The sequence below is a fragment of the Bradyrhizobium tropiciagri genome (genome assembly GCF_001189845.1).
Taxonomy (GTDB): Bacteria; Pseudomonadota; Alphaproteobacteria; order Rhizobiales; family Xanthobacteraceae; genus Bradyrhizobium; species Bradyrhizobium tropiciagri.
In genome coordinates this window covers 54,698-68,110 of the sequence record NZ_LFLZ01000003.1, presented here as the reverse complement: position 1 = coordinate 68,110, position 13,413 = coordinate 54,698, and the positions used below count along the sequence as shown (strand labels likewise).

The window sequence follows — 13,413 nt, the reverse complement described above, 5'->3', positions numbered from 1 at the left end:
GCCTGCGTGATTGGTTGCGAGTGGACGCTATCGTTCGCCGATCTTGTAGCTTCCCGGCTTCGGAAGGCTCTTGGCGAATTCGGGCTTGAGTGTCGAAATCCAGGCCAGCGGATCCTGGCCGGCCTGCGGCATCAGGCTGTCGCCCTTGTAGCGGACCATGTCGCCGATGACGGGAAACGGCTGCGCCGACGTCTTCACGGTGACTCCGACGATCTGGTCGACGAGACCGTCATTGTCGGCCCGCGTCTGCGTGATGCCGGTCAAGGTTGCGACCTTGCTGCCCTTCATGGCGGCGGCGAGCTCGGCACGCGTCGGCCACTTTCCGCCATTCTTCTGCATGGCGGCCTCGTAGGCGGCCTTCACGTAGATCAGCGCATTGGCCATCTTGATGGACGGAAACACCGGGTACTCGCCGAAGCGCGACTTGTAGGCCTCGGCGAACTTCACCGTCTCGGGATTGGCCTTGGCGTCCGGCGACATCCACCAGCCGTCACCCAGAACCCCGACGATCACGCCATCCGGCAACGGCACGCGCTGCAGCACGGTCTCGCCGAGCGCGAGCACCACCTGACTGGACGTGAACAGCCCGCGCGGCGTCGCCTGGCGAACGAAGTTTTCGAGGTCGGCGCCCCAGAGATTGGAGAACACGACGTCCGGGCGCGCGGTGGTGAGGCGCGAAATCTCGGTCTGGTAATTCGGCGAGCCGAGCTTCGGATAGAGTTCGGCGACGATCTCGATGTCCGGCTTCAGCGCCTTGAGCGCCGCGGTGAAGATCTTGGCCGCGTCATGGCCGAACGCGTAGTCCGGATTGATGATCGCCACCGTCTTCACGTCCGGCTTGCGATCCAGAAGGTAGATCGCATAGGCGATGAATTCGGGCACGGTGTTGCCGTTGGGACGGAACACGTACTTGCTCTTGCCGTCCATGAGCAGCTGGTGGGTGTCGCAGTTCCAGCCGACGGTCGGAACCTCCAGCTGCTCGGCGATCGGCGCCAGCGCGAGACAGGTCGCGCTCGACAAGGCGGCGACCATCACCTGGTTCTTCGCATCTCCGGCGAGCCGGCGATATTCCGCGATCACGCCCTGCGCGCCCTGCGCCTCGTCAACGAAGGTCGCGGTGACGGGAACGCCGCCAATCCCGCCCTTGGCGTTGATCTCGTCAATCATGAGATCGGCGGCGTTCTTGCCGGGCATGCCGTAGGCCGCGGCGGGACCGGACGTGAACGTGAAGACGCCAAGTCCCACCGAGCTCGGCTTGTCCTGCGCAGCGACCGGAGTTGCCGCCACGACGCCGATCACAAGAGCGCCCGCAAGGCCATCGACCACCACGCGGAGATTGGCGTGCGGCAGTTCCCAATTGAACCGGAAGCGCGGTTGAAGCGAGGACAGGCAACGCGCGAATGCGAGCGAGATGTTTTTGAACGCCATATTTTCCCCCTTGGAGCGGTCGAACGATGTTGTGGGCGGGCCGGCCTCAGACCGGATCGAAATAATGCATTTCGAGAAGCAGGCAGCCGTTGACGGACTTGAACGGACCATGCGGCGCGTGCGGCGGCCGGCAGGCATAGGTATTCGGCGGGAAGCTCTTGCCGCCCTCGCCCTTCTCGTCATTGCCGACGATCAGGTCGCCGGAGACGAGATAGACCTCTTCCCAATACTCGTGCAAAAACGGTGCGGTCGTGTAGACGCCCGGCGCAAAGCGCAGCAGCCGGGTTCGCGTGCCGCGCCGGTTCTCCTCGTCGAGCGCGCCCGCGAGGATCTTCTGCTGGATGCCGGCAGGATAGCCTGCGGGCGTTTCCCAACCGGTGGTCATGTCGAGCGTGTAGAATTCGTCGTGGTTCTTGTTGACGGGCATGTGTCGTCTCCGTTGGTTCAGGCGGCTTTGCTGGCGATCGAGATGCCGTTGAGGTCGTAGGAATCGAGCATGGTCTGGACCAGGCGATCGGCGCCGGACCAGTCGTAGGTGCGATAGGAGTGTCCCTTGGTGACGAAGGTCGCGCCGGCGTAGAACATCTCGTATTGCTGATGCCGGGACCCGAACTCGGACCCGACCGCATCCCAGGCGAGCTTGTAGAACTTCACGCGGTCGTGCGAATTGGCCTTCGGCGACTGCTGGGTCTTGCCGATCAAGGCCGCAATCTCGGGGTTATCGAAGTCGGCGACCGACGACGGCAGCATGATCATGCCGCCGCCGGCGAGTTCGCGCAGCGTATTGATGATGTGCGCGTAGAGCTGCTGCGTCAGCACTTGTGCGGAATAGAGCGTGTGCCGGTCCGGGATGAAGTAGGGCCCGACCTGCGCGCCCTTTGCCTCCATTGCCGCCACCAGGGCGTCGACCATGCCGGTCTCGGCTGCAAGCTGACCGAGCATCTCCCGCACCTGCGGGAACTGGGTGACGCCGTTCATTTCGGCGGTCCGATGCGCGAGGCCGGCCAGGAACTTGAGCTTCACGCTCAGCCGCACCATCGCCTGGTAGTTCTGATAGACGTGGCAGGGCGTGGCGTGAAACTGCTTCTGGCACATTTCGACGTTGCCCTCGACGAAGACGCGATCCCAGGGAACCTTCACATCGTCGAAGTAGAGGACCGAGTCGTTCTCGTCGAAGCGGCTGGACAACGGATTGTCGAACACCGCACCGGCCGCATCCTCGTAGGACTTGCGCGACAGCATCTTGAGGCCCTTCGCGTTCATCGGGATCGCAAAGGACATCGCATAGCGCTCTTCGCCCGGGCGCATCGGCTGGATGGTCGTGACGAACACCTCGTCGGCGACCACGCCTCCGGTGGCGAGCATCTTGGCGCCGCGGATCGTGATCCCTTCTGCGTCGCGATCGACGACGCCGGCGGTGAGGAACGGATCGGCCTGCTCGGCGGCCCCCTTCGAACGATCCGCCTGCGGATTGATGATCACGTAGGTCAGGTAGAGATCCCTGTCGCGCGCATAGCGGTAGTAGTTCTCGAGCGCGCCCGCTCGGGCCGGATCGTACGCCTTGAAGACGTCGAGCCCCATGTAGAGACCCGAGATGCACGACGCGACATGGTCCGGGGCCCGGCCCATGAAGCCGGCATGCAGCGCAGCCCATGCCTCCAGTGCCTTCCGCCGCTGGACGAGATCGGCATAGGACGTCGGCAGCTGCCAGATCCGGTTGGCACGTCCGGCATCGGTCTCGAACGTCATGAGATCGACGTTCTCCCTGGCGCTCGCGAAGTCGAACAGCCCCGCCATCGAGCTGGCGAGATTTCGATAGGCATGATGCGCGGTCACGTCGCCGACCGCAGCCCCGTTGATGTAGATGGTCCGTCCGTCCTTCAGGCCAGACAGATATTCCTTTGCGCTACGCATCGCGGTTCTCCGGTTCGAAGCTAGTAATGAATGGGAAGCGGCCAGGTCGGCTCGCGCTCGGTTTCGTCGACGAGGTCGCGATAGCGGCCCCGGAAGAAGATCAACGGCGCGGCCGGCTCGCTGCGCGCGGAGTGACGGACGACGCGGACCACGAAGATCACGTGATCGCCGCCGTCGTAGCTTGCGAACGGCGCGCACTCGAAATGAGCCAGGGCACCCGATATCAGCGGGGCTTCGGCGTGGCCGACTGACGTCTTGACCTGATCCCACTTGTTGGAAAGGGCGCGCGCGAACTGATTGGAAATCTGTTCCTGATCGCGGGCAAGGATGTTGACGGCGAAGCCCTTGGCTTCGAGCATCGCGGGCAGGCTCTTTGCCTTGCGGTCGACGCTGAACAGGACCAGCGGCGGATCGAGGGAGACGGAGTTGAACGAGCTCATGGTCATGCCGATGAGCTCCTCGCCCTGGCTGCGCGCGGTGACCACCGCAACGCCCGTTGCGAACTCCCCCAACACTCGCCTGAATGCACGGTCCTCCATGGGACACCTGCCTCGCTGCTTCGACCCTGATTTATAATTTTCAGATAGCTTTCTGACAAAGCTATTTGGAAATGTCAAGCCCTCTTGATGGGCGCGCGCATGCGTGCTTCTTAGGCAAATTCGCAAGCCTATGATTTCGCGGGGAGAACGACGGTGACCGAAGCGCTCTTGACGGCGTCGAAGCCCGAATTGCTCGACAAGGAGGGAGACCGAACGCTTCGCGGCGTCCTCTACGACTATTTCGCCTTCGGACGCAGCCTTGAAGCCTGCCGTGAGATATTCGCGAACTTCGTCGACCTGTCGACCACTCAGTATCTGATCCTGATCGCAATCAAGAATTCGACGGCGGAAGAGCCGATGGGAGTCAATCAGGTCGCCGAACGGCTGTATCTGAGCGGCGCCTTTGTCACCAACGAGATCAACAAGCTGGTCTCCGACGGCCTCCTCGAGAAGAGCCCGCATCCGGACGACCGGCGGCGCGTGCAACTCACGCTCACCCAGCACGGCCTCGGTTTATTGACCCGTCTTGCCGCCCTGCAACGCCCCGTCAACGATGCGCTGTTCGGGATGCTGACGCGCGATGAGTTCAAGGTGCTGTCTCAGCTGCTGTCCCGCCTCGCGTCGAACGCCGACAGCGCGGTGAAACTTGCGGAGCATGTCAAGGCGACGCTCAAGTTTGAGGAGGATCAACGGACCTCCGCAGCAACGTCACCGGAGTCTCGCAAGAAGCGACGCGCAACGATTCGAAAGGCTCAGTGACGCCGGCAGGCGGCTGCCTCGCGTTACGCTGTCGACGGGCAGTCGGCTGCTTCAATTCAGAGGCTGCCGGCGGAGCAACCTTCAAGAACCAACCTTCAAGAACAAAGGGCGTGCAAAAGTCGAGGGAGAACCGGTAGTCTACCGGCACGAGGTTACACGAGGTGACCGATGGCGATGCCCACAGTGCAACTGGCTGACAGGCTTTTCCAACAGCAGTCGCTCGTCCTGAGCAGCAACGACCTCGATGAGGTCGTCGACGGCTGCACCCGGGCACTGCGACCGCACCAGCTCCGCATCACAGACCGGAGGACGACACTCTCGACAACACTTCATCATCTCCCGATCGGCACGTTCTCGCTCAATCGTCTGCACTACGGCGCCGATGTGATTGTTGCTCCGGCGGTGCCGGAGGAAGACAATTTCCTGATCACACTGCCCTTGCGAGGCAATGCGCGATTCGCATACGGATCGGAGGATGCGTCGGTCTCGCCGGGACATGGCGCCATTGTCAGCCCCTATCGTCAATTTCGTTTCGAGATCGGTGCTGCATTCGACCAGGTCGTGCTGAGATTGAATCGTCGCCGCGTCGAAACGATTTGCGCCACGATGATCGGCGCTGCGAAGCCTCAATCCGTCGATTTCCAACTCCCGGTCGCCGGTATGCCAGCCTTCTGGCTGTACCTCCTCGAAGCAGCCGCGAGCCTTTCGATGGCTGGCTCGGCGCTTGATCGCGCAAGGCTGTCCGTCCAGCTTGAAGAGCTGATCATTCAATCCTTGCTGCTTTCGCTGCCGAACAATTTCACCAACTCGATCATGGCAGTCAGCCGGCACGCATCTACCGCGCAGATGCGCCGCGCCATCGAGTATATGCGGGATCATATCGAGGAGCCTATCCGGCTCACGGATGTCGCGCGGCACGCCGGCCTGAGCTTGCGGAGCCTGCAACTCGCCTTCCAGCGCGAATTCGGCACCTCGCCCGGCCGTTGGCTGCGGACCGAGCGGTTGGACAGGGTTCATGCGATCCTGTCGTCAGCCGCGCCCGGAAGCGTTTCCGTCACCGACGTCGCCTTGCGCTGGGGCTTCCTCCACCTCGGAGAATTCGCCGCACACTACAAGGCGCGCTACGGCCGAAGGCCATCCGACGTCCTGGCGAAGCGGACCTGAACGATCGCAGCGTCAGCAGAAATGCGCGTTTCCGATTTCGATATTCGTGAAGCCGCTAGCGACATTGCTTCGATCGATGGAGCATCTGCCGATCCGACGCCGTCATCAGGACGGCGGCAACGATGGAGCGGCTCATGCGGTTCGTACTTGTTCATGGCGCCTGGCATTACGGCGAACTCTGGGATCCGGTACGTAGCCACCTGGAAACGGCCGGCCACGAGGTTCATACTCCAACCGCCGGAGGGCTGGGCCCGCATGACGACAAGCAAGTCGGTCTGCATGGCGCAGCAGCGCCGATCATCGACTACATCAGAAAGCACGACCTGCGCGACTATGTGCTGGTCGGACATAGTTGGGGCGGCTATCTGATATCGCGTGTGGCGATCGAAATGCCCGAGCGCGTCCGCCGCCTTGTTTTCTTCGCCGCGTTCGTGCCGGGGCACGGGCGCGCGCTCGTGGACGAAATCCCGCCGCACCTGCGCGCGGCGCTGCAGGCAAGCGCCGACGAGCGTAGGGACGGCTCCGTCGTGCTGCCGTTCATGGTTTGGCGCGATGCGTTTTTCAATGACGGAACGGCGGAACACGCCCGGGAGGCCTACGACATGCTCCGGCCGCAACCGTTCGGGGCGTTCACCGACAAGGCCGACATGACCGGTTGGGACAAGGTGCCGCCGGCGTTCAGCTATCTCGCGCCCTACGAAGACAACGATATTTCGCAAGGCGAATGGGGCCGTCACCCGCGCTTGTCCAATCGGCTTGGTGTCTTCCGTCTGGTCGGCATGGCGGGGAGTCACGAAGTGCTCCTGACAAATCCCGGGCTGACGGCGGACAAGTTCATTGAGGCTGGCCGGGACTAGGCCGCTCGCCAAAACGCGGCGAGCGTGAAGGCGTTTCTCGTTGCGGCGACGATCACCATTTCAGTGCGGCGGTACGCACCGGGGCGTCCCACAGCGCGGCCGTCTTGGCGTCGAGCAGGCTTACCGTGAGCGAGCAGCCGGCCATATCCAGCGAGGTGACGTAGCTGCCGACCAGCGAGCGCGCGATGCGTAGGCCGCACTGCTCGAGCATGCGGCGCGCCGCATTGTACATCAGATAGAGCTCGATCGTTGGCGTGCCGCCGAAGCCGTTGACCAGCAGCAGGGCCTCGGAGCCCGCGGGGGCCGCGAGATCCTCCGCAATGGCGGTCGTCATTTCCGAAGCGATCGCGTCGGCCTGTGCGAGCTTGACACGGCGACGGCCCGGCTCGCCGTGGATGCCGACGCCCATCTCCATCTCGTCCTCGCCGAGCGCGAAGGTCGGCGTGCCCGCGGCAGGCACGGTGCAGCTGGTCAGCGCCACGCCCATCGAGCGCGTCCGCGCGTTGACGCGCTCGCCGAGCGCCACGCAGGTCGCAAGATCGGCGCCCTTCTCGGCGGCGGCGCCGACGATCTTCTCGACGATCAAGGTGCCGGCGACGCCGCGACGCCCGATGCTGTAGGTCGATTTCTCGACCGCGACGTCGTCATCGGTCACGATGGTGGCGGTACGGCCTTCGGCGATCTCGGCCGCCATCTCGAAGTTCATGCGGTCGCCGGCATAGTTCTTGACGATGAACAACACCCCGGCATCGCCCGCGACCGCCTGCGCGGCCTCGACGATCTGGTCCGGCGTCGGCGAGGTGAATACCTGTCCGGGACAGGCGGCATCCAGCATGCCGTGGCCGACGAAGCCGGCATGCAGCGGCTCATGCCCGCTGCCGCCGCCCGAGACCAGCGCGACCTTGTTGCGGTTCAGCTCGCGGCGGCGAACGAATTTGCGTTCGGCGCCCAGCGTGACCAGATCGGCATGCGCGGCCGCGAAGCCGTCGAGGCTCTCGCTGAGCACGTTGTCGATCGCATTGATGAACTTCTTCATGGTGTCCTCCCCGCTTCGTCGGTCCGGCGTTTTCGCCTATTTTTCCCGCATGATGCCGATCAGGCGCCGCGTGAATTCCTGCAGCAGCGTGTCGAGCTCGGCGTTGCGCTTGCCGCTGCCGAGATCCGGCAGATGCAAGGTCAGCGTCCGCTCGTGCGAGCCTTCGCTGAGCCGGCCGACGCGGCGCGGATGCGCCCGCGCATAGGCGCGAAGAAAGGCGGCCTTCGCCTGCGGCGGGAAGTGGCAGACATCGAAGATCGTGTTGAGATGCTGCACCGGGATCGGCACCGGATAGGCCGGATTGCTGATCTGGCTGACGAAACTGCGGTTCTTGCCCATGGCATGGGCGAGGCGCAGCCGCATGCCTGACGGACGGCTCTCCAGCACCTCCTTGAAGATGCGCTTGTAGGCCGCAACCGCGCCGGCTTCGGGCGCTTCATCGGCCGCCGTATCAGCCAACACCGCCTCCGCTGCTCAGCCGGTCGATGGTCTGCTTGATCTGCGCCAGCGCCGATGCGTTCACGGACAATTCGCGCAGGCCGCAATTCATTAGCGCGGGAAGACAGCGCGGATCGCCCGCCATGTCGCCGCACAGGCTGACACTGACGCCGGCGCGGCGGCCGTGCTCCGCGGTCCGCGAAATCAGTTCGAGCACTGCAGGATGCAGGGGGTCCATCAGGGGGGCAAGAGCTCCGTTGGAACGATCGCAAGCCAGGACATATTGCGCGAGATCGTTCGAGCCGATCGAGAAGAAGGAGGCCTTGAAGCTCGAGACCGCCAGGGCCGCCGCCGGAACCTCGACCATGATTCCGAGCTCCGGGAGCATCGCGGCAATGCCGTCCGCCTGCAAGCGCTGCACGACGTCGGCGAACAGCTTCCGCCCCGCCTCGAGTTCGTCGGCCTGCGTCACCATCGGGAACATGACCTTGAGATTGCCGCGCACCGCGGCGCGGGCGAGCGCCCGGAGCTGGACGGCGAAAATCTCGGGCCGGGCAAGGCAGAGCCGCAAGCCGCGGACGCCGAGGAACGGATTGGGTTCGCCGTCGAAGGTAAAGCTGGGCACCGGCTTGTCGCCGCCGGCATCGAAGGTGCGGATCGTCACGGGCCGCTGCCCGGCCCAGCGCAACACGGCATCATAAGCCTGGAATTGGGTCTCCTCATCCGGCAGCTCGCTGTGCCCGGCGAGCAGGAATTCCGTCCGCATCAGGCCGATGCCGTCGGCATATTGCGCATCCGCATGCTCGAGATCGTCGACGCGCTGGATGTTGATCAGGAGCTTGATGTGCTCGCCGCGCCACGAGGCGGTCGGCCGCCGCAGGATCGCGCGCGCGGATGCCCGGCTCTTGCGATGGCTTTCGCGCCGCTTCTCGAAAATGCGTACCTGCTCGGCGCTGGGATCGAGCTCCAGTGTCGCGCCTTCGCCGTCGAGCAGCGCCGTGGCGCCGGCATCCGGAATGGCGCCGAGTTGCACCACCATCGGGATGCCGCGCGCGCGCGCCAGCATCGCGACATGGCTCGTCGGACTGCCGTGCAGCAGCGCGAGGCCGCCGCCACCGGACCAGTCGATCTCCAGGAAGCGCGACGGCGGCAGGTCGTCGGCACAGACGACGCCTCCACTCGGAATCTTCAGCGGCTCGCCTTCGTCGCCGCGCAGGATGTGGACCACGCGGTCGCGCAGGTCCGCAAGGTCCGACGAGCGCGCCTGCAGATACTCATCCGCCGCCGAATTGTACTCCGCGATCTGCTCGTCGAGCGTCGAACGCCATGCGACGTCGGCCGGACGTCCCTCGCCGATCGACGCGAAGATCGCTTCGATCAGATCCTCGTCCTCCAGCAATGCGACCTGGAATTCGAGGATCTGCGCGGCTTCACCGCCGGCGCTGGCGGCAAGATCGGCGATCTGCCCGCTGGCGAGATCGATCGCCTTGCGCAAGCGAGCGCCTCCTCGACCAGCGTGCCGGCCACCCGCTCGCCGCCCGCGCCCGCGTCGACGCGAACCAGCGGACCATGGGCAAAGCCGATCGAGGCGGTCCTGCCGCGGTAGGCCGATCCTGCAGCGCCGCCCTGCATGCTAGCCTGCTCCATCCGGGAAATCGCTGGCGACCAGATCGACCAGCGCCGCGACGGCGGCCTCGGCGTCGCTGCCGGAGGCCTTGATCTCGATCGTGCTGCCGTGCGCGGCTCGCATCGCCATGATCTTGGCCACGCTCTTGGCGTTGATCCATTCGCCCGCACCCGCGACCCGCACCGAGATCTGGGCCTGGAACTTCTTGGCGAGCTTGGTCAGCTTGACCGCCGGGCGCGCGTGCATGCCGACCGCATGCACCAGCCGCACATTGCCGGTGAAGATCTGTCCGTCCGCTCTATCAAGCATGCTCATCATCCATTCATCGCATCGCCGACATTTCAGTCGGCAGAGAGTTCCTCGGCCACCGCCTTGACCTGAGCCAACGAGCTGCCGCCCGCCGCCTCGGTCGCCGCCATCACGGCGCCTTCGACGATCGGCGCGTTGCAGACGACAACGAGGTCGCGCCGCGCCGGCTCCAGCATCTCGACCGCCATTTCGCTGTTGGTCTCGGCACCGCCGAGATCGACCAGCACCGCGACGCCCTTCGGAGACCAGGCGGCATTGATGGCGTCGATGATCAGCGGCACGCTGGTGCCCAATCCGCCATCGGGATTGCCGCCGCAGAAGGCCACCTTGACCTCGCTGCCGACCATCTGCCGCACCATGTCGGCGGTTCCCTTGGCGATGTCGCTGGAGTGCGAGACGATCACGATCCCTACGGTGTCGGTCATGCCCGTGCCTCCAGCCCCGCGCACACCGCCTGCACCAGCACGCAGCTTGACCGCGCGCCAGGATCGACATGCCCGACGCTGCGTGCACCGAGGAACGACGCGCGCCCCTTGGTGGCCTGCATCGGCGCGGTCCGCTCGACCGCCTCGGCCGCGGTGCTGCGCACCCGCGCAATCAGGTCCGGCTGGCCGGCCGCCGACTTCAACGTCTCCAGCACGGGAACCAGCACATCCAGCATCGTCTTCTCGCCGACATGCGAGCGGCCGCGCGCGCTCACCGCGTTCACCGCGCTGCCGAAGACATCGGCGAGATCCTCGGGCAGGTGCTTGTCGTGCGAGAGCGCCTCGCCCGCGGCGAGGAAGAAGCTGCCATAGAGCGGCCCGGAGGCGCCGCCGACCGTCATCACCAGGGTCTTGCCGATCATCTTGAACGCTTCGTCGAGCGGCTGCGCCGAGATCGCATCGAGCTTGCCGAGCACGGCCTCGCAACCGCGCTTCATGTTGGTCCCGTGGTCGCCGTCGCCGATCGCCTGATCGAGGCTCGTCAGCTCCGGCGCGCTGGCGATGACCTGCTCTGCGGCCGCCTTGACCAACGATTTGAATGTCTCTGATGGCACCGACATCTCCTCGATCCTCTCGCCCCTCTAATGAACCGCCGCAGCAATGCGCTGCCCCGCACGGTCGAAACACAACGGGTGCACCAGATGCAAGTCGACCTCCTGGCCGGCCTGCAGCGGCTGATGCGGATCCGCCAGCGTCACCAGCGTCTCGCCCTTATAGTCCAGGTGAATATGATTCTGCTCGCCGAGGTGCTCGACCCGGTGCACGCGACCGACCATCTGCCCGCCATTGCGCGCGGCGAGCTGAAGATGCTCGGTGCGAATGCCGACCGTCTCGGTTCCCGGCGGCATCGCGACATCGGCGAGCAGGCGCGCCGGCAGGAAGTTGATCTGCGGCGTCCCGAGCCGCGAGGCGACGTAGCTGCTGGACGGGCTTTCGTAGATTTCCCGCGGCGTGCCGAGCTGAAGCAACTGGCCGTCTTTGATCACGCCGATGCGCGAGGCCATCGTCATCGCTTCGACCTGATCGTGCGTGACATAGAGGATGGTCGCGCCGAGCTCGATCTGGATCCGCTTGAGCTCGAGCCGAAGCTCGCTGCGAAGCTTTGCGTCCAGCGAGGACAGCGGCTCGTCCATCAGATAGATCGAGGGATCGCGGACCAGGGCACGGCCGATCGCCACACGCTGCATCTCGCCACCAGAGAGGCGGGTGGCGCGGTTGTTCAGCTTGCTTGCGATATGCAGCAGCTCGGCGGTCTGCTCGACGCGCCTGCGGATGATCGGCTCAGCCACCCGCCGCGCCGGCGAGCGCAGCGGAAATGCCAGATTGTCGTAGACCGTGAGATGCGGATACAGCGAGTACTGCTGGAACACGAACGCAATGTCTCGCGAGCCGGGCGGATCGTGGGTCACGTCGCGGCCGTCGATCACGACGGAGCCGGTATCAGGGCTCTCCAGTCCGGTGATCAGCCGCAACGTCGTGGTCTTGCCCGCGCCGCTCGGTCCGAGCAGGACCAGGAACTCGCCGTCGCTCACCGTCAGCGAGAGGTCGCGGACCGCTTCGACCGCGCCGAAGCGCTTGGTGACGTTGCGCAGGGTGACGTCAGCCATGGCGCCGGCCCTCCCCGTTTGCGGTCCGGATCGCAAGGCCGCTGCCGACATCGAACAATGCCAGCCGCTCGGCGTTGAATTCGAGACCGATGGTTTCGCCGATCTGCACCGACGCACTGGACGGCAGCCGTGCCGCGACCCGCCCATAGGCGGTGTCGACGGTGACGATCTGGGTGGTGCCGAGATATTCAGCACCGAACACTTCGCCGCGAACGGCGCCCGCATCGGCGAAACGGATATGCTCTGGGCGGACGCCGAGCGCGAGCGGCGCGTTGGCGCGGTCTTCGCGGATCTCCGGCACCGCCAGCCTGGTGTCGTGGAAGCTGACCGCGCGATCGCCGGATCGCAGACCGCCCTCGAAGCGCAGGAAATTCATCGGCGGCGAGCCGATGAAGTCGGCGACGAACATGCTGGCGGGCCGGTCATAGACCTCCTGCGGCGTGCCGATCTGCTCGACCCGCCCCTTGTTCATGACGGCGATCTGGTCGGCCATCGACATCGCCTCGAGCTGGTCGTGCGTGACATAGACCGTGGTCGCCTTGATGCGATCGTGTAGGTCGCGCAGCTCGCCGCACATCAGATGACGAAACTCGGCGTCGAGCGCGCCCAGCGGCTCGTCCATCAGGAACGCCTTCGGCCGCCGCACCATGGCCCGCCCGAGCGCGACGCGCTGCCGGTCGCCGCCCGAGAGTTTCGAGGTCTTGCTCGACAGTAGATGCTCGATCCGCAGCATCCGCGCGGTCTCCTGCACCCGCTCGCGGATCTCGCGCCTCGCCATGCCCTGGCACTTTAGCGGGAAACCGATGTTCTCTCCGACATTCATGTGCGGATAGAGCGCGAACAGCTGGAACACGAAGGCGATGTCGCGGGCGGCGGCGCGGTGGAACGTGACGTCCTCGCCATCGAGCAGGATCTTGCCTTCGGTCGGGAGCTCGAGGCCGGCGATCATGCGCAAGGTCGTGGTCTTGCCGCAGCCGGAGGGCCCGAGCATCGCGAAGAACGTGCCGTCGTCGATCGTGAAGGTCGAGCCTTCCACCGCGGTAAACTGATCGAACGACTTGCGCAGGTTTTCGATACGGATCTGTGCCATGGCCCTATTCCGGAAAATGGCTAACGATGACGAAGCCGACCGTGCCGGCGAGGATCGTCACGAAGGAGTAGCTGTAGAGATCGATCGACCAGGGCTGCACCAGCATGATGATGCCGCCTCCGATCAGGGTCATCGCAACGGCCTCCCACGGCCCGCGGCG

16 protein-coding genes are annotated in these 13,413 nt (G+C 65.0%); 3 read left to right on the top strand and 13 right to left on the bottom strand.

Going from position 1 to position 13,413, the window contains the following annotated elements:
• Positions 1–27: 27 nt before the first annotated feature.
• From AKN84_RS03585 to AKN84_RS03570, 4 genes are read right to left on the bottom strand one after another with little or no spacing between them, the layout of a single operon-like run.
• Positions 28–1,428 (bottom strand): ABC transporter substrate-binding protein, encoded by a 1,401-nt coding sequence (locus AKN84_RS03585; protein ID WP_244484911.1) that lies wholly within the window; start codon positions 1,426–1,428, stop codon positions 28–30.
• Positions 1,429–1,474: 46 nt separating this feature from the next.
• Entirely contained in the window at positions 1,475–1,855 is a 381-nt protein-coding gene (locus tag AKN84_RS03580; protein ID WP_050419401.1) for a hypothetical protein, read from the bottom strand.
• A 17-nt stretch (positions 1,856–1,872) separates the two neighbouring features.
• A complete protein-coding gene (locus AKN84_RS03575; protein WP_050419400.1) occupies positions 1,873–3,342 on the bottom strand; it encodes a 4-hydroxyphenylacetate 3-hydroxylase family protein in 1,470 nt (489 codons plus the stop codon).
• 20 nt (positions 3,343–3,362) lie between these two features.
• Positions 3,363–3,881, bottom strand: coding sequence for a flavin reductase family protein (locus tag AKN84_RS03570; protein ID WP_050419399.1), 519 nt, complete (start codon positions 3,879–3,881; stop codon positions 3,363–3,365).
• 153 nt (positions 3,882–4,034) lie between these two features.
• Here AKN84_RS03570 and AKN84_RS03565 point away from each other — a divergent pair, with 153 nt between their 5' ends.
• The 3 genes from AKN84_RS03565 (at position 4,035) to AKN84_RS03555 (ending at position 6,661) form a co-directional block, all read left to right on the top strand.
• Positions 4,035–4,640, top strand: coding sequence for a MarR family winged helix-turn-helix transcriptional regulator (locus AKN84_RS03565; RefSeq protein WP_050419398.1), 606 nt, complete (start codon positions 4,035–4,037; stop codon positions 4,638–4,640).
• A 168-nt stretch (positions 4,641–4,808) separates the two neighbouring features.
• Complete coding sequence (locus AKN84_RS03560; RefSeq protein WP_128970392.1) at positions 4,809–5,804, top strand: AraC-like ligand-binding domain-containing protein; 996 nt, start codon at positions 4,809–4,811, stop codon at positions 5,802–5,804.
• Positions 5,805–5,938: 134 nt separating this feature from the next.
• Positions 5,939–6,661, top strand: coding sequence for an alpha/beta fold hydrolase (locus AKN84_RS03555; protein WP_128970391.1), 723 nt, complete (start codon positions 5,939–5,941; stop codon positions 6,659–6,661).
• A gap of 52 nt (positions 6,662–6,713) precedes the next feature.
• On the opposite strand, the gene dhaK is transcribed toward AKN84_RS03555, so the two are convergent.
• The 9 genes from dhaK to AKN84_RS50585 form a co-directional block, all read right to left on the bottom strand.
• Positions 6,714–7,697, bottom strand: coding sequence for a dihydroxyacetone kinase subunit DhaK (gene dhaK, locus AKN84_RS03550; RefSeq protein ID WP_050419395.1), 984 nt, complete (start codon positions 7,695–7,697; stop codon positions 6,714–6,716).
• A 36-nt stretch (positions 7,698–7,733) separates the two neighbouring features.
• Positions 7,734–8,159 carry a hypothetical protein gene (locus AKN84_RS03545; protein ID WP_430649885.1) on the bottom strand — a complete coding sequence of 142 codons (426 nt, stop codon included), beginning with the start codon at positions 8,157–8,159 and terminating at the stop codon, positions 7,734–7,736.
• Positions 8,149–9,630 carry a phosphoenolpyruvate--protein phosphotransferase gene (gene ptsP, locus AKN84_RS03540; protein ID WP_347337293.1) on the bottom strand — a complete coding sequence of 494 codons (1,482 nt, stop codon included), beginning with the start codon at positions 9,628–9,630 and terminating at the stop codon, positions 8,149–8,151. The genes AKN84_RS03545 and ptsP overlap by 11 nt, the downstream gene beginning before the upstream one ends.
• Positions 9,631–9,768: 138 nt before the next feature.
• Positions 9,769–10,071 (bottom strand): HPr family phosphocarrier protein, encoded by a 303-nt coding sequence (locus AKN84_RS03535; protein WP_430649884.1) that lies wholly within the window; start codon positions 10,069–10,071, stop codon positions 9,769–9,771.
• Between the two features lie 32 nt (positions 10,072–10,103).
• The gene (gene dhaM, locus AKN84_RS03530) at positions 10,104–10,496 is read right to left on the bottom strand and encodes a dihydroxyacetone kinase phosphoryl donor subunit DhaM (RefSeq protein ID WP_050419392.1); all 393 of its coding nucleotides are present in this window, start codon (positions 10,494–10,496) and stop codon (positions 10,104–10,106) included.
• Entirely contained in the window at positions 10,493–11,116 is a 624-nt protein-coding gene (dhaL, locus tag AKN84_RS03525; protein ID WP_050419391.1) for a dihydroxyacetone kinase subunit DhaL, read from the bottom strand. The genes dhaM and dhaL overlap by 4 nt, the downstream gene beginning before the upstream one ends.
• 21 nt (positions 11,117–11,137) lie before the next feature.
• On the bottom strand, positions 11,138–12,163 hold the full coding sequence (locus AKN84_RS03520; RefSeq protein ID WP_050419390.1) for an ABC transporter ATP-binding protein: 1,026 nt from the start codon (positions 12,161–12,163) through the stop codon (positions 11,138–11,140).
• On the bottom strand, positions 12,156–13,253 hold the full coding sequence (locus AKN84_RS03515; RefSeq protein WP_050419389.1) for an ABC transporter ATP-binding protein: 1,098 nt from the start codon (positions 13,251–13,253) through the stop codon (positions 12,156–12,158). The genes AKN84_RS03520 and AKN84_RS03515 overlap by 8 nt, the downstream gene beginning before the upstream one ends.
• 4 nt (positions 13,254–13,257) lie before the next feature.
• Entirely contained in the window at positions 13,258–13,386 is a 129-nt protein-coding gene (locus AKN84_RS50585) for a hypothetical protein (RefSeq protein ID WP_371817950.1), read from the bottom strand.
• Positions 13,387–13,413: the final 27 nt, after the last annotated feature.